Consider the following 21,243-nt stretch of genomic DNA (forward strand, 5'->3'; position numbering starts at 1 on the left):
ATCAACAAAGGTTTTCGTTTGGCAATTCAAATTCTTTCTACACAATTGGCCAATCAGATTGCTGCAGGTGAAGTGGTAGAGCGACCTGCGTCAGTGGTTAAAGAATTGGTAGAGAACAGCATTGATGCGGGTGCCAAGCATATAGATGTTGAAATAGATAAGGGGGGGCACAAGCGAATTTGTATCCGTGACAATGGTAGCGGAATTGAAAAGACCGAATTGCAATTAGCTTTGAGTCGCCACGCAACCAGCAAAATTAGTCAGTTGGATGACTTAGAAAATATTCAGAGTCTTGGCTTTCGCGGTGAGGCATTAGCCAGTATCAGCTCGGTGTCCAGGCTTACCCTTACCTCCAAGCCCGCCAATCAGCAAGAGGCATGGCAGGCTTGTGCAGAAGGTCGCGACATGCAAGTAACAATAAATCCTGCTGCGCATCCAGATGGCACCAGCATTGAGGTGGTGGATTTGTTTTTTAATACGCCGGCCAGGCGCAAGTTTTTACGTGCTGAGAAAACTGAATTCAATCACATCGAAGAAATTATCAAGCGAATAGCATTGAGTCGATTTGATGTTGGAATAACATTGAAACACAACGGTAAAGTGGTGCGTAAGTTCCCTGCTATAGGCAATCACAGTGCGCCGATAAAACGTATATCTGCAGTGTGCGGCAATGTTTTCGCTGAAAACTCAGTACAAACCAACAGCCAATATGAAGGTATGAAGTTAACCGGTTGGTTATCTACACCCGGGTTTGATAGACCTCAAAACGACCTACAATATTTTTATGTTAACGGGCGCGTCATGCGCGATAAGTTGATCAATCATGCAATAAGGCAAGCCTATGAAGGGTTAATTGACCCAAATAGTCATGCTGCATTTGTGTTATATCTTGATATCGATCCTCACCAAGTAGATGTAAACGTGCATCCTGCTAAGCATGAAGTACGCTTCCATCAATCTCGGCTTGTGCACGATTTCATTTTTCGTTGTTTGTCAGAAACTTTAAATCAATCTTTTCAAACCTCTGTTAATGCTTCAGACCAGGACACAGAGGATGACAAAGGCCTTAACCCAGCCGATTCCGCTGCACTAATGGTACCTGTGGAATTAGCTACAGCAGAGCCTGCCCATGATTATATTCGGCCCCTCGATCATCAATCCCATTTGAATCCAACAACGGTTGGAGCATCCACCGGTATTCGCCCTAGCAGTTTAGGGGGGTCATCAAAATCAGCAGCCGGGCAATTCAATCGGCCTATGACTTTATCTGCTCGACAAGACAATGCCGCTCAAAACTACCAAAGGTTAATGCAATCTAGTGTGCCAATTGATAGCAATGTTGCGCAGCACCAATGGCTGGCTTTAGGAGATAAACATGTCATCTTTAATTTGCAGGGCAAGTACCTATGTTGTGAAGCTGTTGCGCTGAACTGTTGTCGGTTAAAAGAATTTTTTGCCAGCAAAGCGCAGGTTAAACAGCCTTTACTGATGCCTGTTTCAATGGATGTCAGCTATGTACAATGGCAACGAATCGAGGCACGTTTAGACAAACTAGCTGAAATGGGCTTCGAATTTAGTTATATCAATCAACGGATCTTGCTTAAACAGGTGCCGGCAGGATTGCGTCAGCTTAATTGGTCAGGAGTGATAACTAATCTATTTAATGAGCCGATAAGTCAGCAAGATACAGAGTTAGATATTGTGACGCAATTTATAGGTAGTATCGCACAAATACAACTGAGCGCTATTTTCAGTCAAGAGGGGGATTGCAAATCACTAATTCATTGGCTATTCAGCATGGATGATTGGCAACATATCGTCAGTCAAAATGGTAAGATCATTGCACTGCAAGAATGGATTAATAATTTAGATGAATAAATCGCCTAATTTGCCGCCTGCTATATTTTTGATGGGGCCCACCGCGTCTGGCAAAACACAACTGGCGATAGAGTTATGTCAACAGTTGCCCTGTGAAATTATCAGTGTAGATTCCGCTTTGATTTATCGCGGTATGGATATAGGTACGGCTAAGCCAACTGCTGCCGAATTAGCGGCTGCTCCTCATCGACTGATCGATATACTCGACCCTGCCGAGTCGTATTCGGTGGCTAATTTTAGACAAGATGCATTAGCGGCAATGAAAGAAATTAGCGCTAAGGGAAAAATTCCGCTGTTAGTGGGCGGAACCATGATGTACTTTAAGAGTTTGGTTGATGGTTTATCGCCATTACCCGCCGCTGATGAGATGATTCGACAAGGATTGCTGGAACAGGTGGAGTTGCAGGGCTGGGCATTTATGCACCAGCGGTTAATGCAGATTGATCCGGTCTCGGCCAAGAGAATTCATCAAAATGATCCGCAGCGGCTGTTAAGAGCATTGGAAGTTTATGAAATTACTGGTAAAACTCTTACTGAGTTAACACAGCAGATATCTGATCAGATTCCATACAAGGTAAATAAATTTGCCATTGTGCCGCCTGATCGGGCTATACTACATCAGCGAATTGAGTCAAGATTTCAGCTGATGATTGCTAACGGCTTTGAGCAGGAAGTAGAATCCTTAATGGCTCGAGGAGATTTACATTTAGATATGCCATCAATGCGTTGTGTCGGTTACCGACAAATGTGGCATTATTTGCAGGGAAATGACAAGTTTGATGATATGATTTTCAAAGGTGTAGCGGCAACACGCCAATTAGCGAAGCGACAATTGACCTGGTTAAGAAGCTGGAAAAATTTAAATTTGCTAGATGGAGTTGAAAAACACAATTTGACTACCATAATCAAGCTTAGTAATACGGATACCTAAAGCACAACTATACAGCCCCGAGTTTTACTGTATAATTTGTCTACCGGGTGAAAACCATAATAAAAAGAAAAGGATAAGGAAAAGTGATGGCTAAGGGGCAATCTTTACAAGACCCATTTTTAAACGCACTTCGAAAAGAACGTATTCCGGTTTCAATTTATCTTGTCAACGGGATCAAACTTCAAGGTCAAGTGGAATCATTTGATCAGTTTGTAATTCTGTTAAAAAATACCGTCAGCCAAATGGTTTATAAGCACGCGATATCAACAGTCGTGCCTTCACGCGCTATCAATATTTCAACGGGTACGCAACCAGATGGTGAAAACGGTGAATAAATCTCAATAGGAGAAAAGCTTGTTTGACCGTTATGAAGCAGGCGAGCAGGCTGTTTTAGTACATATAGAATTTTCCGACGAATCTAGTAAAGAAGATCTTGATGAACTACAGATGCTTGTCTCATCGGCTGGCGTGAATGCTGTAGATGTTATTACTGGATCTCGTCAGGCCCCTCATCCCAAATATTTCGTTGGTAGTGGTAAAGCCGAAGAAATTGCCAATGCCGTAAGAGCTAACGAAGCTGATGTGGTGATATTTAATCATCCTCTTTCCCCCTCACAAGAGCGTAACTTAGAGGCGCTTTGCAAATGCCGGGTACTGGATCGGACTGGCTTAATCCTTGATATATTCGCTCAACGAGCGAGAACTCACGAGGGTAAGTTGCAAGTAGAGTTAGCTCAGCTTAAACATATTTCAACCCGTTTAATCCGTGGCTGGACCCACTTGGAGCGACAAAAAGGTGGAATCGGTTTGCGGGGACCAGGGGAAACCCAGTTAGAAACCGATCGAAGATTGCTGCGGGTACGTATTAAAAGTATTCTACGACGTCTTGAAAAGGTGCAGAAGCAACGTGAGCAGGGACGTCGTGCCCGTAAACGTGCTGAAATGCCAACGGTTTCTCTGGTGGGTTATACCAACGCTGGTAAATCTACCTTATTTAATACTATAACGGATGCCGGTGTTTACGCAGCTGATCAATTATTTGCGACACTGGATCCCACCTTACGGAAGATTCAGGTACAAGATGTGGGACCCACTATTCTAGCTGACACCGTTGGGTTTATCCGACACTTACCCCATGACTTAGTCGCAGCATTCAAAGCGACCTTGCAAGAAACACAAGAAGCTGATTTATTGTTACATGTGGTGGATCATGCCGATGAACAGTATATGGACAATATCGACCAAGTTAATGCGGTATTGGCTGAAATCGGTGCAGACGAAATACCGCAATTAATGGTTTGTAACAAAATCGATCGATTAGAAGGCGTTGAGCCAAAGATAGATAGGGATGATGAAGGAACACCCACTCGTGTGTGGATTTCTGCTCAACAGGGCCAAGGGATTGATTTATTATTTAATGCCCTCACTGATTGTTTATCGAAAAGCATTGTGGAATACACATTACGAATTCCCCCGAAAGAGGGTAAACTTCGTGGAGAGCTATTTCGTTTGAACTGTATTGCTTCAGAGTCGTATACAGAAGATGGGGATTGGTTGGTGGAAGTGCGCATGCCTGTCGCCGATTGGCACCGTTTAGAAAAGCGTTCGGATACGGATTTATCGAGTCTAGTGGTAACACACTGACACAATTTTTAAGCCAATTTATGTTTTAACCAGCAGTTTGGCAAAGTTTTAGACTTAACCTTAACGGAGAGTGATGATGGCTTGGAATGAGCCTGGTGGTAAGAACAACGACCCTTGGAAAAACAAGGGTGGGCGTGATCAAGGGCCACCTGATTTGGATGATATATTCAAAAATTTGTTTGGTAAATTCAGTAAGAAAGGTGGTGATGGCGGCTCAGGCGGAAAAAGCTTGGGTGGTGTTGGTATCACACTGATAGTAACCATTTTAGTAGTCGTTTGGGTAATTAGCGGTTTTTACACAATCCGTGAAGCTGAGCGTGGTGTGGTATTAAGATTTGGTGAATTTCATCAATTCGTCGAGCCAGGCCTAAAATGGAAACCGACGTTTGTCGATACTGTTGAGCCGGTCAACGTTCAGTCGATCAAATCTATGTCCTCAGAAGGTAGCATGCTGACCCAAGACGAGAACGTAGTTGGGGTTGAGATGGAAGTGCAGTACCGTATTGTTGAGCCATACAAATATACTTTCGCGGTGACTGATCCTACTCAAAGTCTGAATCAGGCGTTGAATAGTGCCATTCGTTATGTGGTCGGTCATTCTAATATGAATGATACATTAACCAGCGGTCGTGAAGTCATTCGTCAACAAGTGTGGCAAGAACTCGAAGCGATTATTGGTCCCTACGACATGGGTATCTCTATAGTCGATATCAACTTCAAAGATGCGCGGCCACCAAATGCGGTTCGTGAAGCCTTTGATGACGCCATTGCGGCACAAGAAGATGAACAACGCTTCATTCGTGAAGCTGAGGCTTACGCCCGTGAAATTGAACCTCGTGCTCGTGGTCAAGTGAATCGTATGGCTGAAGAAGCACAAGCCTATAAGCAACGTGTTACTTTGGAAGCACAGGGTGAAGTTGCAAGGTTCCAAGAGTTGTTGCCACAGTATGTTGCTGCACCCGTTGTTACCCGTCAGCGCATCTATTTGGAAACCATGGAGCAGGTATATCAAAATACCAGCAAAATCATGGTGGACAACAAAGGCTCTGGCAACATGATGTATTTGCCGCTAGATAAAATACTCGAAAATCAAGGTGCCGCAACGTCACGGTCAAATTCACGCAGTACCTTAGAAGGGCTGCAGGAAAACAAAATGACCACGCCGCAAAGCTCTAATTCGACACCTAGCACCACCTTGCGTGGTAATAGCACCAGATCGGGGAGAAATTAATAGATGAAAAATTTAGGATTAATACTCATCGTTGTTCTTCTACTCGTAGGCTTCGGTTCTTTGTTTGTTGTATCAGAGGGGAATAAAGCCATTGTTATCCAATTCGGTAAAGTAGAGCGTGACAGCCAAGGTGACACTAGAGTGTTTTCCCCTGGTTTACACTTCAAAATACCTCTGATTGATCGTGTCGTGCCTTTAGACGCGCGTATTCAGACATTGGATGATCCTGCTGGGCGTTTTGTTACATCCGAGAAAAAAGACTTAATCGTTGATTCTTATGTGAAATGGCGTATCAAAGACTTTGCTACTTACTACCTTTCAACAGGTGGAAACAAGTTGCAAGCTGAAGCGTTATTGAAGCAAAAAGTTAATAACGGTCTGCGCTCTGAATTTGGTACCCGTACTATTTCACAGATAGTCTCAGGTGAGCGCTCTGAGTTAATGGACGAAGCAATGAAACAGGCTTCAAGCAGTTCAGACGAACTCGGGATCGAAATTGTTGACGTGCGTGTTAAGCAAATCAACTTGCCAGATGAAGTCAGCAGTTCCATTTTCCAACGTATGCGTGCCGAGCGTGAAGCTGTTGCTCGTGAACACCGTTCGGAAGGTCGTGAACAGGCTGAAGTCATCAAGGCAGAGATAGACGCTAAAGTTACCGTTATGCTTGCTGATGCCGAACGTAACCTTCGTAAACTGAAAGGTGAAGGTGACGCACAGGCCGCCCAAATTTATGCAGAGACCTATTCGAAGAGCCCAGAGTTTTACTCCTTTCTTCGTAGTATGGATGCTTATAAAGCCGCCTTTGACAGCAAACAAGATGTGTTAATTGTTGAGCCTGATAGTGATTTCTTCAAATATATGAAAGACAGCGACGGCAAACGAAAGTAGTCGGACTCTTATAAAAAAGCGCCCTTGGGGCGCTTTTTTTATGGCTACTACTTGATGAACTTAGTGACCCAATGGCAGAGTATTGAATCAATGATAATACGCAATGTAAATAAAGCTGATTATGCGCAAATCAAACAACTGAATGATGAATTTGTGCATTTCACCAGTCCAATGGACATAGCAAGGATCAGTCAGTTGGACCAATGGGCCTGCTATCACAAAGTAGTCGAGAGAAAACCTTTGGCTAGGGACGAGTCAAAGCTTTTAGGCTTTTTGTTGGCTATGCCTGGGGCTTGTCAGTACGACAGTGAAAACTATCAATGGTTTAATCGTCGGTATAACGACTTTATATACGTAGATCGGATAGTCATTCGTTCGCAGGAACAAAGCAGTGGGTTGGGGCACAAGCTGTACGAGGAACTATTTCAGTTTGCCCGTCAGCAGCATATCGCAGCTATTTGTTGTGAGTATAATTTAGTGCCAGAGAACAGAGCGTCAGAGCGCTTTCATCAGTCTTTTGGTTTTCAACCTGGAGGACAAATTAGTTCACGGAACTCTGATAAAGTAGTCTCATTACAAATGGTTAGACTCGACTGACATTAATCGATTAGGTGGACTGTGGCGGTGCTACGAATAGCACCCATCAACGAAATTCCCGCCCATATGAATTCCAAAGTGAACACTGGCCAATTTTCTGTCATCCACATCTGTGGCAAAAGCGCGATGGCGGCGTATATATTACACAGAAAATAAAAGCGCTCACTGATGCGCTTGGCAGAAAATAAAAAATAGCTAAAACAGAAAAACCAGGCAGACGACCAAGCGAATGCACTGAATAGAAGTTCGCTGGTCTGAAATGCCGAAAACCCTAATAAGCCAATCAAAATAACCCATGAGGTATAAAAGTGCTGAGTTTTAACTGGGATTCTTTGCAGCGAACAATCTAAAAGTAAGCAAGCACTTACAATCGCCCAAAATCCATTGATAATGACAGCTTGCCACGAACTCAAACAGACAGATTGATAAACAAGAGCACTTGCAGCTACGAAATTTGCGGTAAAGTAGACTGTTTTTCGCCACCGCTGGTTCAGGGTGATGTAGGCATGGTTTAGCAGATAAACTAAAGTTCCAAACCAACCAATTAGGCTTATCACACTCATCTTAATTTAATGTGCATATTTCGGATCATCAACTCTTTTCCCACATGGGGGCCATTGAGAACCACTACCTTACTAGTAAACATCATGTTGCGGTTGACTCTCGTATCCACGGTTGGTTGACGAATAGCTTCGCTCCAATCAATCACAATAACACGTGTTCCTATGGGCAAAGTGTAAGTGGAATTTGTCTTGGTGTCCAAGCCAAGAATAGCAGGGAATCCCTCTGCGGGTATTAGCTCTGCAACGTCCACTGGTGGCGGCTTTGCAGTGCTTCTGTCAATAGGCGCTTGACCCTGAAATTTAGCCTCTATAGCTCGATCAAAGAGAGCGATTATGTGCTCACCAAACTCACTTCGAGGAGCAATAATATGCAGTTTTTCATTACCGTTGATTGAATCTACCGACTTAATTAGTTCACTTTGATCGGGGAAATAACGGGCCAAAGTGACGTTCATGACACCTTCAGCCATAGGTAACACGTCAATTTCATTTAACATTAAGGCGGTAAGAGCACTCACTTCGCTGTTAAATAGTTGTGGCTGGTCCATCAACCCATCAATGGTTTCACCATAACTATTACCTTCGACAATACCAGCTCGCAATTCGGATACCTCATCGCTATTGAGCGAGGATAGATAACGTCGATTATAGAAAACGCGGTTGTTAATTTGGGCGACTGGTTTTGAATACAAAAACTGATTGCTACGTTGCTCGGTATAAAAATATGGGAAAGAGATATATTCACTGCGTTGAACTAGAATCTTTGTGGCATCCGCATAGGGTATATAATGCCACTCCAGCTCGATTCCAGCATATTCAGATAACGTTCTTAGGGTTTTTGCTGCGCTGCCCAAGGCGCTATGCTCTTGATTTATATAGGGGGCAAATTCATCCACCAATACGGTAACTTTTAGTGACGTCTGAATTGGCTGTTGAGCCGTTGATGAGCCTGCGGTTATGGCAAGAGCAAGACACAAAAATAAATATAAGGTCCGTTGCATGGTTTATCCTTTGACTTTTTTGTAAGCGTAGAAAATGAGACCTGCGAAAACGATGCCGGCAAAGAACATGGTGTCTGCGGGGATGGTGGCGATCATTGTCAGCAACGTGGAAGGACCACCATCGTTGTGATCTAAGGTCGGCCGCGACATGGCCTCTCGACTGAACTGGGTGATAAAGAAGAAGAAATCCAATACCGTAAATAAGCTGATGCCAATTAGAATGTACTCCGTTTTTGAAGCACTAATCTTTGTTTGGCGGTTGTTAGCTTCTTGGATTTTATCTGAGCATAAATCCAACATTAACTGGCCATTGTCGACTAATCTGTCGTACTCCCACGCTTGAAAAATATCGTCAATTAAACGACGTTTTCTGCGAGTTAAATGACGTAATGTCTCGTTGACGGCAACTTGATGCAACTTTGCAGAAACACGGCTTTGCTCAAGGGCGTTTCTTGCTTGGGTGAGATCTTTTTCGAGTTTTTTGTGATGCCCAGAAAAGGCCAGTTCAATGGCCTTTTTTACTTGCTGGTTGCATTTTTCTTGAGCGGTATAGCAGTATTGCGCGAGGATCATGGTTTCCAAGCGGTAATCATTATTCTTTGCACAATCCACTACCACATACTTCAACCAAGTCATTGAGGCGTTTAATTGGCCGGCAAATATTTTTTCGGCATCCTGAGGTCGATGGGTATCACTTAACCACTGTGTTACTACAGCTTGGGTCTTTGTATCGTCTAACTGCTGTTGATTGAGTAACAAGGTTCGAGAGGGCCAATAAATTTTGCCCTTATGGGCTTGGTTCTCGAAAACAACCAAATTACTATCCAATTGGCGCAGGCTTTGTGTGATCTGTTGCTCAAATATGCCTTGGGAAAGATGGATAGCCTCATCGGTACGTTGTAAAACTAGATTATCTAAGTCTGCTGCGTTTTCAGCATGTATACCTGACAAGCGGACTTCACAGATGGCCAACTGATTCGGAAAAACATGGTAAACCACTTCACAGTTTTGTTGATTAAAATACCATTTGAACAATCGCAAGGTGCTAACGTCGTCTTGCGTCGATAGGTACTCTGCCCCTTCTAGAGCCTGCTTGTGACTTGTGTCATCACGGATTTCAATTTGGATTGAAGGATTAATATCCCTAAGTTGCTCTAACACTTCAATACTGTTTGCTGAACTTTGGTCGCTACCTAGCTTCAGAGCAAAGGTAATATCTAAGGGACACAGGGTAATGGCATCCCATTTCGGGTCAGAAGTGATTTTTGTCGACATGGTACTTCCTGTAGGTCAGTTGAGTGTATCCAAGAACGCAGTGGACAAATGTAACATTGTTCACACTTGCAGTGACAGACTGAATCCCTGCAATAAATACCAACTGGCTAATAAATAATCTAATCAATGACTTTCGTCACCCAGTTGATGATTCAAGCTATTTGAAATCGCCGAATGTTGGCCAGCAACGTGGCGAAATATCCATAAAATACAAGGTTAATTGGCGGAGCTGAATCTGCACAACCTAAGGGTTTAGCTTATAGAAATTGAGAGTTAATCCAGCTAAATTTGTATAGTCGAGCTTACAGTTAGACCGGCAAATATTTTTTTTCAGTCATAGTTAACTTTTTTTTAACATGCTAGTTTAGCTTTATTAAATATTGAATAACCGCTACGTGGAGTATTTATGTCTGGATTGGCACAATTCGATTGGCAAGACCCGTTTCATTTAAATGCTATGTTGTCAGAGGAAGAGCGCATGTTGAAAGACACCGCTCATCAATTTTGCCAACAACGCCTTATGACCAGAGTGTTGAAAGCTAATCGTGAAGAATATTTTGATCGTGACATCATGACCGAGATGGGGGAACTAGGCCTACTCGGGGCTACGTTGCCTACGGAGTATGGTTGTGCTGGGGTCAGCTATGTCGCCTATGGATTAATTGCTCGAGAAGTTGAGCGAGTAGACAGCGGATATCGCAGCGCCATGAGTGTGCAATCATCCCTAGTGATGCATCCTATTTATACTTACGGCAGCGAACAGCAACGACTTAAGTATTTACCTAAATTGGCCAGTGGCGAATGGGTAGGCTGTTTTGGGCTGACAGAACCTAATTCAGGGTCGGATCCGGCTAGCATGACTACTCATGCTAAGCCTGCAGATGGGGGCTATGTGCTGACGGGAAACAAGATGTGGATTACTAATTCACCCATTGCAGATGTGTTTGTTGTTTGGGCTAAACTAAATGGCGTGATCCGCGGCTTTATTCTCGAAAAAGGCATGGGTGGGTTAACGGCCCCCAAAATTGAGGGTAAGTTCTCGTTGCGTGCCTCAATTACCGGTGAAATTGTAATGGATAACGTTTTTGTGCCAGAGGAAAATATATTGCCAAATGTAACGGGGTTGAAAGGACCATTTGGCTGTCTGAATAAAGCCCGCTATGGCATTGCTTGGGGCGCTCTTGGCGCGGCTGAGTTTTGCTGGCACGCTGCACGTCAGTATTGCCTCGACCGCAGTCAGTTCGGTCGGCCATTGGCAGCTAACCAATTGATTCAAAAGAAATTGGCCGATATGCAAACTGAAATTGCTTTAGGTTTGTTAGGGTGTTTACAAGCGGGCCGCCTGATGGATCAAAATGCACTAGCCCCTGAAGTAATTTCACTTATCAAACGCAACTCTTGCGGGAAGGCATTAGATATCGCTCGAGTCGCCCGTGATATGCACGGTGGGAATGGGATTTCTGATGAATTTCATGTAATTAGGCACGTGATGAATTTAGAGGCGGTGAATACCTATGAAGGGACACATGATATCCATGCCTTGATTTTAGGTCGGGCGCAAACTGGCTTGCAGGCTTTCACCAGTTAACATCTGGATTTTTCTTGGTAGCAGGTTAAAACAGTCCCAATTAAAATAAGCATAATCGCGGAGAGCCAGATGCAGGATCGCAATCAATTGTTCAAGCAAGTGTTCATCGACAAAGTTCGTGGAGGCGAATTCCCCCCGTCCAATATTAAATTGTCTTTGCAAGCTGCCAACTTAGACGCAGCTCAGTTGCTGGATTTATTTGAAAGCCAAATAATGAGCCGCCATTTGGATCTCAGATCCCGAGAGCTGCAAAAAGCAGGACAGAGTTTTTATACCATTGGTAGTGCTGGCCATGAAGGCAATGCAGCCATTTCAATGGCATTTAGAACCACAGATATGGCTTTTTTGCATTATCGCAGCGCAGCCTTCGTGATTCAACGGGCCAAACACGAGCCCAATCAGCAGCCCTTGTATGACATGTTATTGAGCTTTTGTGCGTCAAGTGAAGATCCTGTTTCAGGGGGACGTCATAAAGTACTAGGTAGCAAGTCGCTTTTTATTCCTCCACAAACCAGCACTATTGCGTCTCACCTACCCAAAGCAGTAGGGACTGCGTTTAGTTTAGCCTTAGCCCATCGCAAGCAAAGCTCTGAACAAGCTAAAATTAAAACAGTTTTGCCTGATGATAGCGTCATTATATGTAGCTTTGGTGATGCTTCAGCGAACCATTCTACTGCGCAAGGAGCATTTAATACTGCAGCTTGGGCCGCATTTCAATCGGTTCCTCTGCCCATAGTGTTTGTCTGTGAGGACAATAATATTGGTATTTCCACCGCCACGCCAAAGGGCTGGATCAAAGCTAACTTTGAAAATAGACCCGGCATTCATTATCTAGAATGTGATGGCCTAAATTTGCTCGATACCTATCGAAATGCTAAACAAGCGGCGCGTATTGCACGGCAATTACATAAACCGGTATTTCTGCACGTGCGCACGGTGAGACTCTTGGGCCATGCCGGATCGGATTCTGAGTTCGCCTACCGAACCCAGCAATGTATAGAAGAAAATGAAGCGCAGGATCCCTTGTTACACAGTGCTAAGCTTATATTAGATAACCACATTCTAGATACTCAAGGTATTATCGATTTATACCAAAATATTGATAAGCTGGTGGAAGAGCTTAGCGAAAAGGCTGCCGCTCGGCCACGGCTGACGTCAGCGCAGCAAATACAAGCGAGCTTAATACCCTCACAGACAGTGAAAGATAGTTTTGTGCAACTAAATTCACAGCAACGAGCTGACTTGTTCAGTCACGAAAAGCATAACCTCAATAAGAAACAGCATATGGCGAAGCTGCTCAATTGGGCGCTATTGGATGTGCTGGCCAGCTATAGTAACGCGTTGATCTTTGGTGAAGACGTTGGCAAAAAAGGTGGGGTGTATAATGTCACCGCTAAGTTAAGTGATAAGTTCGGTCCCAGTCGGGTAGTTAACACCTTACTCGATGAGCAATCTATTTTAGGTGCGGCTATCGGTTTGGCCCACAATGGCTACTTGCCTATCCCTGAAATCCAATTTCTCGCCTATGTGCATAACGCAGAAGATCAAATCCGTGGTGAAGCAGCAACCTTGTCGTTCTTCTCAAACGGTCAATTTACCAATCCTATGGTGATCCGCATTGCCGGATTGGCTTACCAACGAGGATTTGGTGGTCATTTTCACAATGATAACTCCTTTGCTGTTTTTCGTGACATTCCAGGCGTCATAATTGCCTGTCCCTCAAACGGGGCTGACGCGGTGGATATGTTTAGAACTTGTGTGGCAACAGCGCAAATAGAGCAACGAGTGGTTATTTTTATTGAACCCATTGCATTGTATATGAAGAAAGATTTGCATGAGGACGGGGACCAATTATGGTCGTTCGAATATGTTCCGCCGCAACAAAATCGAGTCATGGGGGTAGGGGATATTGGTGTCAAAGGAGACGGAAAACAGCTGTGTATTATTTCCTATGGAAATGGCTTTTACCTATCTTGCCAAGCACAAAAAGAGCTGCAAGAGCAAGGTTTTGAAGTTCGAGTGGTTGATCTGCGCTGGTTGGCGCCTCTGAATGAAACGGCCATCATCGAGCAGGTAAAGGCTTGTGAAAAGATTTTAATTGTCGATGAATGCCGCAAAACAGGCTCTATCAGTGAAGCCCTAATGACCTTGATATATGAGCATAATGAGAGAATCACAAGTAGACGATTAACCGCTCAAGACTGTTTCATTCCATTAGGTAATGCATCGTATGAAGTATTACCGAGTAAGCAACAGATTATCGATATGGCAGTGGCGCTGATTAAGCAATAGTATATACAGTTGCAAGTGGCTCTTGCTGAACAAAGCTTATGAAGTTCACAGGCTGTTATTTTTTTTCTCCATCACTAGTAACTGACAAAAGTCGTCAAAGGGTATTGGCCTGCTGAACAGATACCCTTGGGCTTTATCACACTGGTGCTTAACCAAAAATTGCATTTGAGCGATGTTCTCAACGCCCTCAGCAATAACACTTAACTTCAAACTATGGGCCAGCGCTATGACAGCTAACACTATGGCTTTGTCACTCTCATTTGTTTCTAGATCACGCACGAAAGAGCGGTCAATTTTCAAATGATCAATTGGCAATTTTTGTAAATAAGCCAAAGAGCTGTAACCTGTCCCAAAATCATCGATGGAGACAGAGATACCTAAACTGCGCACATCATGTAGTAGCTTTTGAACCTTTTCAAAACTTTCTATCAATACCCCTTCTGTCAGTTCAAGTTCCAGATTACTGGCAGGGATGCCCGCGTGTTTAAGGACCGATTTGATGAAGTCAAAAATGTTACGATCGGCCACTTGTCGGGGAGATAAATTAACTGAAATTCTCAAGCCTGGTTTATGCTGTAACAAGGTCTTAAGCATTTCAGCTGCGCGGGTCATGACCCAGTTACCGATTGGAATGATCAGACCTGTCTGCTCGGCCAGCGGAATAAATTCATCTGGACTCGTTAAACTGCCATCCGGCAGGCGCCAGCGAATAAGTGCTTCAGCTTTAATAATTTGGTTGCTGTGAAGGTCCACAATGGGTTGCAGGTATAGTTCAAACTGGCCTTCTTCAATCGCGATACGTAGCGACTTTTCTAACTCTAATCGCTTGGTTGACGCTTCCTTGAGTGCTTTGGAATAGAAACTCAATTTACTTTTGTTGGATTTTTTGGCGGCGAACATGGCTAAATCAGCAAACTTCATTAATTCTTCTGAATCATTGGCATCAGAGGGGAAGTGAGCTGCGCCAATATTGATCGCAATTTGCAGTTTGTCATCACCATCAGTGTAAAAAGGCTGCTCTATCAGCTCTATCAGGCGCTGGGAAAACTCTAGACATTGTTGCTGATCTTTATATTCTTGCAGTAATAGACCAAATTCATTGCCTCCTATCCTTGCGCAAAGATCATTTTCACCCAGTAAAGAGCTGACTCGTTCCGCTATATTGACCAGCAGATGATCGCCTGTTTGATGGCCATATATCTCGTTAACCCGCTTGAAATGTTTTACATCCATATACAACACAAAACAATGTTTAGAGGTTTCAATGTTATGTTCCAGAGTCTGCCAAAATAATTGTCGATTTGGCAAATTAGTCACGGTGTCATACAAACTCAGTTTTTCATTCTTTTGGGTTAGGTATTTAAGTCGTGATACATCACTGAGAATAAACACCCAATTTTGCGTATTTTGATTAATATCCTTCACAGGATATAAGGCCAGTTGCAGCCATTTGCTAGTATAGGGCGCTTTGTGCCAAAACAATTCTCCATGCCAGCGACTTGAGGTATGGACTATACGGTCAAATTCGGGAAATTGCTTGTTGAATAAACCCTGTACTATTTCCAACGGGCTAGTGTTGGTTTGTTGATTAGCCAATTCAAATAATTCAAATGCATAGGGATTCTGACTAATGAGCTGAAAGTTAGCGTCAGTAATGATCACGCCTATTTCGGCTTTTTGAATAACTTCGTCAATTGGCTTTTGCAACGATTGCAGGTCATGTTTCTGATGTAACACTTCGTCTAATCTGGCGTGCAAATAGTCATGCTGTGCCTGCATTTGGTCATTGGAAATAAGGAGCTCTCGGGCAATTTGCAGGGTTTTTTGTTGCTTATTGTAGTCAGCTTCTAAATTATTGATGACTAGATATGACTCGCCCTTAGATACTGCCGCTATCGCTTCTAGGCGAAGTAAGGCATTCGCCGTTTGTTCACTCCAAATACCTGATTGAATTTGCCCGTCATTGCCAATTTTCCAGAAATTTTCAGCATCTACAAAAAAGTACTCAAGGAAGGCAGAGTTTTTGGAGAAAACAAAAGATGACTTGTGTTCAGCTTCCGGTGCAAGGGCGTAAAACCAATCTTGGTTATTGTGTACGACTTGAAAGTGGTCCTCGTCAAGCCGTTTCAATATTGCACAATTTACTATGCCCAAAGCCTGGATTAGAGACTGTTGCATATGCACCTCATTTTAGTGTGAGCTGGGCAACAAACTTGAACATCTCTTCCACTTGCTGGCCCGTTTTAGCGCTAGTGTTGAAAGATGCGACAAATTCTTTGCTGTATCCGTTTAACTCATCTTCTGTCCAATGCCAGGCTACATCGAGATCACATTTATTAACCACCAGAATAGCCGGAACATTGGAAACCGCTCTTGCCATGTGATGAATTTCAAGTGCCTCAACCAAACTTTGTGAACGTGTATGATCGGTAACGATAACGTAAGCTGATGCACCACGCAGGTACCTAGCTTGAAACCCACAGTATCTGTCTATGCCTTCTAAATCCCAGACCATAAGCTGCACTTGCTCGATGGCAAGGTCAATTAGCTTTTTATCAATTTTAACGCCAATAGTCGTCAGGTATTTATCCGAGAAAATACCTTCTACGAACTGTCTGACTAAACTGGTTTTGCCTACTCCTGATGGGCCAAGTAAGCAAATTTTCTTTTGGATCATGGTTTCTATACTGCCATAACTTTACTGTTCAGTTGAAAAATTGACGACTTTAAATATCACCTTCCGCACGTCGGAACGGCTTGCTTCAATTTCCACCACTCCTAATCCAATGGCACTTAAATATCCTGCTTCAATGCCTTGCTCGATTAAAAATGCTTGTGCACTTAGGGCTCTTTTTCGACTTAGCGCCTGATTATACTGAGGAGAACCGGAAGAATCGCTAGCTCCCATAATAATCAATCCCACGTTTAACTCCAGCTTTTTAGCTAAATCCATGGCACGCCTCAAATAACTCGCCACGGTGCGTAAGTTTTCTTTACCCAAAGCATCCAAATCACTTTTACCTTGCTCAAATTCAACTTGAGTGCGCTCGATTCTAGCCATGTTAATGTCGAATAGGGTTCGCAGGATCTCGGGGTTATCTTCTGAAACTGTATTAAGCTCGGAGATTTCAATCTTTTCGACTAGCTCTGATGGGTTAGCTAGACCGCTTAGTGCAGCCAATTTCGCCGCTAACCTCTGACGATCAGCAATAGCTAATTTTCCTTGGAGCTGAGGTACCGAGCCTTGCCATGTTAAGCTGATATCGGGGTACTGTTCTATTAGTGAACCCAGTCGCTTAGCCAGCATACTATGTTCAAGGGATAGATAATGCTTTTCAGTGACCAACACCCTTTGTGTGGCAATGTTTTGCTGTTGTAACCAATCTTGAATACTGATGGTTTCTGGGTCTCGTAACACCGCCAATTGAATATTAAACCATCCTGAAGGATTGATGCGGGTGACAATAATTCCTGGTTCTTTGTCTAACCTGTGAACCTTATCTAATAACTTACTTTGTTGGTAACTTAGCCAGCCTAGATAACCACACGCAATGAGAATCAGGCTAACCAGTGTTATTGCCAGCCACGGCTTTTTGCGTTTCTTGTCCATGCCGGGGCGCATCTCAACTAATAAACATTCTTGCAGTTGTTGCTCAGTTGACTCGAAGGGCAAGGTATCACCATCGAATTCGGCGATTTCTCGGGCATAGAGTTTATGAATGTTTTCGTTGGTCTTTTGGAACTTGGTTGAAATGTCTTGCGGGATGTTGCCTGCCACTGCAGCGACTAATAGTAACCTTGGGCCGCGTTTTATCACTAACGAAAAATCATCGGTTTTAATGACCTGTAAATTCTGCTCATGCTCAATTTTTTGAGGCGAGAAGGAGTCAGCAACAAAGTCATTGATAGCGGTAAGCATGCTGGAAACTAAATCTGCGTCGCTAGATTCTTGCTTTGAGCGGGCAACCGAATGAAGCAAAATGCCAGTTTTCCTATGGATCAATAAAACCTGTTCAACCCGAAATATAAAGGTTTGAGTGGCTACATATTGTGAAAAACTCACCCCGGCCTGCCAAGCTTTTAGTCTCCACAATAAACCCTTTGGGGTTAAACTGTTTTCTATAAGCTCATTGGTTTTGGCTAAAAACTCGCCGAGAAATGCCGTTACCGATTTGCGTACTAAGCGCCCCACCAGAGGGTATAAATAGCCAACAAATTGCTCACTGTGGGTATTAACTGAATGCTGCACCGACTTTTCTACGATAGGCGTTAGTACCTGACTTAGACCGTCATCCTGTTTTTGCCGATCACGCAAGGCTTCAATGACAACCTCCGACACCATTTCACGGGCATTGTCATTCAATACCTGTTTGATGTGCTCATGGTCTTCGCCAAGAATAATGCTACGCAACTTAATCAAATCTGCGCTATCTGTTCCTGCTGCCATGCTGTGAGGTTCATCTGGCATAAAAAATCGAGCTACTCTTCGTCAGTTTCTAGATTGATAGCCATAGTGGCCAGCAGCTTAGCTAGGGTTTTCCGATCTGTTTTAGTGGAACTTAGTTCTTTGGTGACTTGATCTAATCGAGCTAAGGCTTCGGTGAACCGGGCATCATACTTGGCGGTTAACATAGCGACTTCTTTATCTAGCCGAGTATGGAGTTCATCGGTTTCTTGGCGACCATTGGTATCAGACATCTCTAACTCGGATGACAACTTTTCAGTACTGGATTGCAGCTCTGCGGTTTTGTCTTCAAAATGTTTATCCACACTGCTGATGTGAGTGGTTAAGCGATCGAAGCTTTCCGACAAGGAGGTTTGCAACTCTTTTACGTTTTCTAGCATGGCTTGTTCGACTTGCTGGAAGTTTGCTTGCATATGCTGTTCAATCAGCGTCAAACGATGTTCCAAGTCGGCTTTTGCAGCACCAAATACAATCTGGCGAAGGGTATCCAACTCCGAGCTAGCGCCTTGTTGATCTGAGGCTTGAGCCGTGTCGTTTGTCTGCGGTTGTGATTTTTTTGTCGCCATATCGTCATCCCTATAATGATGCTTTATTCATCAAGCATAACTCAAAAAAACTAAATGTGGCATAGGAAAGGCTTGAAATCTAAAACGTTTTCAATTTAATCTAGCTTAGAGAGGTTAATTTATCGGGCTTTCTTATCTAGTGACAGCACAATATTGCCTTCAACGTACAAAAAATTACAAATTTTAAACACTTAATCTAATCCCTTTTATGAAACTTCATTTTCGCTTTTGCTATGATAGCCACAGTCGTATTTTTGTAGGTCACGGATTTGATTCGCACTATCCTTCAGTTTTTGTTTTTAGCTATTGCACCCAGTAGCATTATTATGGCCCCAGCTATGGCTGATGAGCCCAATAATGGTCTAAGTTGGAATGTCACCGTTGAAATGGGTCTGGTCAGCGACCCAACTTTGATTAAAGGTGGCGAGCAACATGAATTTGCCGATTTTACTACCGTCGATATTTGGCTTGATTTGTATTACAAAGGTTTCTTTATTCAGTCGAATCGCTATCGCTCATCCGGTTATATCGGGGCAACGGAGCTAGGTTATGAACTGCATTTAGATGAGGACTATGAAGTCGCCCTGATCAACAAAAATTATGTGGCGGGATACAATCAAACAAGCGTGGGATTGATAGATAATCAGTTTAATCAGCAGTTAGCCGGAATTAATACACGCAAGTATTCACCTAGCCAAGGCATTCGCTACCTAAGATATTTGGATAATGCGGTGGCTTGGGTCGACTTATCAGCTGACTTACTAACCCGGCGCCATAAAGGCTGGGTGATAGACACTTTTTATAGTCATGTGATTGAGAATCGGAATTGGGATATTTCTGTCGGCGCAGGACTAACTTTGTTTTCACAAAATATGACTGATTACTACTTTGGAGTCGACGCCGCTGAAGTTGCAGTTAATCGCCCCTACTATCAACCCAGTAGAGGCCTTCGCGCAGAAGTAGAAGCCATAGCACGGTACCCCTTGTCCGCAAGTTGGCTATTTACCGTCGGCACCACCGTCAGTCATTACTCGAACACTATTAAGAATAGTCCCTTAGTAGCGCGACAAAATGTTGTGCGATTCAAGATGAGTGTCAGCTATGTATTCTAACTGCAAAGGGATTGCGGTAGCGTGTTTAATGATTCTATTTCATCAAGGTTTGTACGCACAAACCTTAGGCGATGCGCAGGTCAAAATGGTCGCTCAGCCTAATCAATGTGTAGCCTTAACCCAAGGCCGAGTCTGTTATGCTCAAGTAAGAATCAACTGGACAGCGAACGCATCGCAATCCTTGTGCCTAGCGGATAGTCAGTCCAGCAGAATTTTACAGTGTTGGAAAGGGCAGGTTAAAGGGGAATTTATCTATGAGATGGAATCCAAAGAAGATGTCTTATTACATTTGGTCGTCCCTCCCCAAGAGACGAGTAACGGTAAACCAGAACCCCTTGCTAGGACAGTCATAAAAGTGAGTTGGTTATACGAGTCTAACGCTAGAAAGCGCCGTTGGCGTTTATTTTAAAGGGAAGGGGCAGCGCATGTTCTCATTGCGCTGACCTGAAGGATACATTTACTAATAAGAGCAAGAGTGATGATCGAATACGCCAACATATTATTAGTTGAAGATGATGCATCATTGGCCCAATGGGTGCGTGAATATCTTCAAGAACATGGATTTAATGTTGCCCATATTGCCCGCGGCGATGAAGTCGTTGAACACATCAAACAGCATGAAGCCGATCTTGTGTTACTCGACATTATGTTGCCTGGAATGGACGGAATTGATGTCTGCAAAGCGTTACGAAAAATATCAAATGTACCTATCATCATGATGACCGCACGAGCCGATGAATTCGATGAAGTGGTTGGTTTAGAAGTTGGTGCCAACGACTATGTGATTAAACCGGTCAGGCCCAGAGCTTTACTTGCGCGCATCAAGGCAATTTTGCGGATGCAAGAGACCAATCCGGTGCGCAACCTTAACGAATTAATGTTTGGCAAGTTACACATCAACGGAGACTCAAAACGGGTTACTTATCAGGGACAAAATATTGAATTATCAACCAGCCTTTTCTCTTTGTTGTGGTTGCTGGCAAGCAATGCAGGAACAGTCTTGGACCGAGATGCGGTTTTCAAAGCTCTGATTGGCCGGGAGTACGATGGACTTGATCGGCGCATGGATGTACTCGTGTCTAACTTACGCAAAAAATTCAATGATAATCCTCAGGAGCCTAAAAAATTTAAAACCATATGGGGAAAGGGCTACCTATTTATCGCAGATGCCTGGGATGAATAAAATATCTTTCAGCGACCCCCGTAGGCTCT

General features: G+C 43.5%; 19 protein-coding genes. 12 read left to right on the plus strand and 7 right to left on the minus strand.

The window, feature by feature from the left end; all coding sequences use genetic code 11:
* Positions 1–18 precede the first annotated feature (18 nt).
* The 7 genes from mutL (at position 19) to QR722_RS01785 (ending at position 7,169) form a co-directional block, all read left to right on the plus strand.
* Positions 19–1,878 carry a DNA mismatch repair endonuclease MutL gene (gene mutL, locus QR722_RS01755; RefSeq protein WP_286285044.1) on the plus strand — a complete coding sequence of 620 codons (1,860 nt, stop codon included), beginning with the start codon at positions 19–21 and terminating at the stop codon, positions 1,876–1,878.
* Positions 1,871–2,809, plus strand: a complete 939-nt coding sequence (gene miaA / locus QR722_RS01760) for a tRNA (adenosine(37)-N6)-dimethylallyltransferase MiaA (protein WP_286285045.1) — start codon at positions 1,871–1,873, stop codon at positions 2,807–2,809. Before mutL ends, miaA begins: the two co-directional genes overlap by 8 nt.
* Before the next feature lie 86 nt (positions 2,810–2,895).
* Positions 2,896–3,144, plus strand: coding sequence for an RNA chaperone Hfq (gene hfq, locus QR722_RS01765; RefSeq protein ID WP_286285046.1), 249 nt, complete (start codon positions 2,896–2,898; stop codon positions 3,142–3,144).
* A 19-nt stretch (positions 3,145–3,163) separates the two neighbouring features.
* Positions 3,164–4,453, plus strand: coding sequence for a ribosome rescue GTPase HflX (gene hflX / locus QR722_RS01770; RefSeq protein ID WP_286285047.1), 1,290 nt, complete (start codon positions 3,164–3,166; stop codon positions 4,451–4,453).
* A 76-nt stretch (positions 4,454–4,529) separates the two neighbouring features.
* Positions 4,530–5,684 (plus strand): FtsH protease activity modulator HflK, encoded by a 1,155-nt coding sequence (hflK, locus tag QR722_RS01775; protein WP_286287512.1) that lies wholly within the window; start codon positions 4,530–4,532, stop codon positions 5,682–5,684.
* Positions 5,685–5,687: 3 nt separating this feature from the next.
* Positions 5,688–6,572: a protease modulator HflC gene (gene hflC, locus QR722_RS01780; protein WP_286285048.1), complete on the plus strand. Its 885-nt coding sequence runs from the start codon at positions 5,688–5,690 to the stop codon at positions 6,570–6,572.
* 54 nt (positions 6,573–6,626) lie between these two features.
* Positions 6,627–7,169, plus strand: a complete 543-nt coding sequence (locus tag QR722_RS01785; protein ID WP_286285049.1) for a GNAT family N-acetyltransferase — start codon at positions 6,627–6,629, stop codon at positions 7,167–7,169.
* A gap of 2 nt (positions 7,170–7,171) precedes the next feature.
* Here QR722_RS01785 and QR722_RS19415 read toward each other — a convergent pair whose 3' ends face one another.
* The 3 genes from QR722_RS19415 to QR722_RS01795 are packed head-to-tail and all read right to left on the minus strand — an operon-like array spanning position 7,172 to position 10,008.
* Entirely contained in the window at positions 7,172–7,732 is a 561-nt protein-coding gene (locus QR722_RS19415; RefSeq protein ID WP_502872452.1) for a CBU_0592 family membrane protein, read from the minus strand.
* On the minus strand, positions 7,729–8,733 hold the full coding sequence (locus QR722_RS01790) for a substrate-binding periplasmic protein (protein WP_286285050.1): 1,005 nt from the start codon (positions 8,731–8,733) through the stop codon (positions 7,729–7,731). The genes QR722_RS19415 and QR722_RS01790 overlap by 4 nt, the downstream gene beginning before the upstream one ends.
* 3 nt (positions 8,734–8,736) lie before the next feature.
* Positions 8,737–10,008: a hypothetical protein gene (locus QR722_RS01795; protein WP_286285051.1), complete on the minus strand. Its 1,272-nt coding sequence runs from the start codon at positions 10,006–10,008 to the stop codon at positions 8,737–8,739.
* 406 nt (positions 10,009–10,414) lie between these two features.
* Here QR722_RS01795 and QR722_RS01800 point away from each other — a divergent pair, with 406 nt between their 5' ends.
* Positions 10,415–11,596 (plus strand): acyl-CoA dehydrogenase, encoded by a 1,182-nt coding sequence (locus tag QR722_RS01800; protein ID WP_286285052.1) that lies wholly within the window; start codon positions 10,415–10,417, stop codon positions 11,594–11,596.
* 69 nt (positions 11,597–11,665) lie between these two features.
* Complete coding sequence (locus QR722_RS01805; protein WP_286285053.1) at positions 11,666–13,888, plus strand: dehydrogenase E1 component subunit alpha/beta; 2,223 nt, start codon at positions 11,666–11,668, stop codon at positions 13,886–13,888.
* A 45-nt stretch (positions 13,889–13,933) separates the two neighbouring features.
* On the opposite strand, the gene QR722_RS01810 is transcribed toward QR722_RS01805, so the two are convergent.
* From QR722_RS01810 to QR722_RS01825, 4 genes are read right to left on the minus strand one after another with little or no spacing between them, the layout of a single operon-like run.
* The gene (locus tag QR722_RS01810) at positions 13,934–16,066 is read right to left on the minus strand and encodes a putative bifunctional diguanylate cyclase/phosphodiesterase (protein ID WP_286285054.1); all 2,133 of its coding nucleotides are present in this window, start codon (positions 16,064–16,066) and stop codon (positions 13,934–13,936) included.
* Positions 16,067–16,073: 7 nt separating this feature from the next.
* Positions 16,074–16,565 (minus strand): Rab family GTPase, encoded by a 492-nt coding sequence (locus QR722_RS01815; RefSeq protein WP_286285055.1) that lies wholly within the window; start codon positions 16,563–16,565, stop codon positions 16,074–16,076.
* A gap of 21 nt (positions 16,566–16,586) precedes the next feature.
* Positions 16,587–18,356, minus strand: a complete 1,770-nt coding sequence (locus tag QR722_RS01820; RefSeq protein ID WP_286285056.1) for an OmpA family protein — start codon at positions 18,354–18,356, stop codon at positions 16,587–16,589.
* An 11-nt stretch (positions 18,357–18,367) separates the two neighbouring features.
* A complete protein-coding gene (locus QR722_RS01825) occupies positions 18,368–18,919 on the minus strand; it encodes a hypothetical protein (RefSeq protein WP_286285057.1) in 552 nt (183 codons plus the stop codon).
* 269 nt (positions 18,920–19,188) lie between these two features.
* On the opposite strand from QR722_RS01825, the gene QR722_RS01830 reads away from it, so the two are divergent.
* The 3 genes from QR722_RS01830 (at position 19,189) to QR722_RS01840 (ending at position 21,214) form a co-directional block, all read left to right on the plus strand.
* On the plus strand, positions 19,189–20,031 hold the full coding sequence (locus QR722_RS01830; protein WP_286285058.1) for a MipA/OmpV family protein: 843 nt from the start codon (positions 19,189–19,191) through the stop codon (positions 20,029–20,031).
* Positions 20,021–20,440 (plus strand): DUF3019 domain-containing protein, encoded by a 420-nt coding sequence (locus QR722_RS01835; RefSeq protein WP_286285059.1) that lies wholly within the window; start codon positions 20,021–20,023, stop codon positions 20,438–20,440. Before QR722_RS01830 ends, QR722_RS01835 begins: the two co-directional genes overlap by 11 nt.
* Before the next feature lie 69 nt (positions 20,441–20,509).
* On the plus strand, positions 20,510–21,214 hold the full coding sequence (locus QR722_RS01840; protein WP_286285060.1) for a response regulator: 705 nt from the start codon (positions 20,510–20,512) through the stop codon (positions 21,212–21,214).
* The last annotated feature ends 29 nt before the right edge of the window (positions 21,215–21,243 follow it).

Source organism: Aliiglaciecola sp. LCG003, from assembly GCF_030316135.1.
Classification (GTDB): Bacteria; Pseudomonadota; Gammaproteobacteria; order Enterobacterales; family Alteromonadaceae; genus Aliiglaciecola.

Excerpts from the sequence above, each read along its gene's own strand:
- QR722_RS01805 (WP_286285053.1), top strand. The coding sequence starts at position 11,666 with ATGCAGGATCGCAATCAATTGTTCAAGCAAGTGTTCATCGACAAAGTT.
- hflC (WP_286285048.1), top strand. The coding sequence starts at position 5,688 with ATGAAAAATTTAGGATTAATACTCATCGTTGTTCTTCTACTCGTAGGC.
- hflK (WP_286287512.1), top strand. The coding sequence starts at position 4,530 with ATGGCTTGGAATGAGCCTGGTGGTAAGAACAACGACCCTTGGAAAAAC.
- QR722_RS01800 (WP_286285052.1), top strand. The coding sequence starts at position 10,415 with ATGTCTGGATTGGCACAATTCGATTGGCAAGACCCGTTTCATTTAAAT.
- QR722_RS01835 (WP_286285059.1), top strand. The coding sequence starts at position 20,021 with ATGTATTCTAACTGCAAAGGGATTGCGGTAGCGTGTTTAATGATTCTA.
- QR722_RS01790 (WP_286285050.1), bottom strand. The coding sequence starts at position 8,733 with ATGCAACGGACCTTATATTTATTTTTGTGTCTTGCTCTTGCCATAACC.
- QR722_RS01815 (WP_286285055.1), bottom strand. The coding sequence starts at position 16,565 with ATGATCCAAAAGAAAATTTGCTTACTTGGCCCATCAGGAGTAGGCAAA.
- QR722_RS19415 (WP_502872452.1), bottom strand. The coding sequence starts at position 7,732 with ATGAGTGTGATAAGCCTAATTGGTTGGTTTGGAACTTTAGTTTATCTG.
- QR722_RS01820 (WP_286285056.1), bottom strand. The coding sequence starts at position 18,356 with ATGCCAGATGAACCTCACAGCATGGCAGCAGGAACAGATAGCGCAGAT.
- QR722_RS01810 (WP_286285054.1), bottom strand. The coding sequence starts at position 16,066 with ATGCAACAGTCTCTAATCCAGGCTTTGGGCATAGTAAATTGTGCAATA.
- QR722_RS01795 (WP_286285051.1), bottom strand. The coding sequence starts at position 10,008 with ATGTCGACAAAAATCACTTCTGACCCGAAATGGGATGCCATTACCCTG.
- QR722_RS01840 (WP_286285060.1), top strand. The coding sequence starts at position 20,510 with ATGATCGAATACGCCAACATATTATTAGTTGAAGATGATGCATCATTG.
- QR722_RS01785 (WP_286285049.1), top strand. The coding sequence starts at position 6,627 with ATGAACTTAGTGACCCAATGGCAGAGTATTGAATCAATGATAATACGC.
- miaA (WP_286285045.1), top strand. The coding sequence starts at position 1,871 with ATGAATAAATCGCCTAATTTGCCGCCTGCTATATTTTTGATGGGGCCC.
- QR722_RS01825 (WP_286285057.1), bottom strand. The coding sequence starts at position 18,919 with ATGGCGACAAAAAAATCACAACCGCAGACAAACGACACGGCTCAAGCC.
- hfq (WP_286285046.1), top strand. The coding sequence starts at position 2,896 with ATGGCTAAGGGGCAATCTTTACAAGACCCATTTTTAAACGCACTTCGA.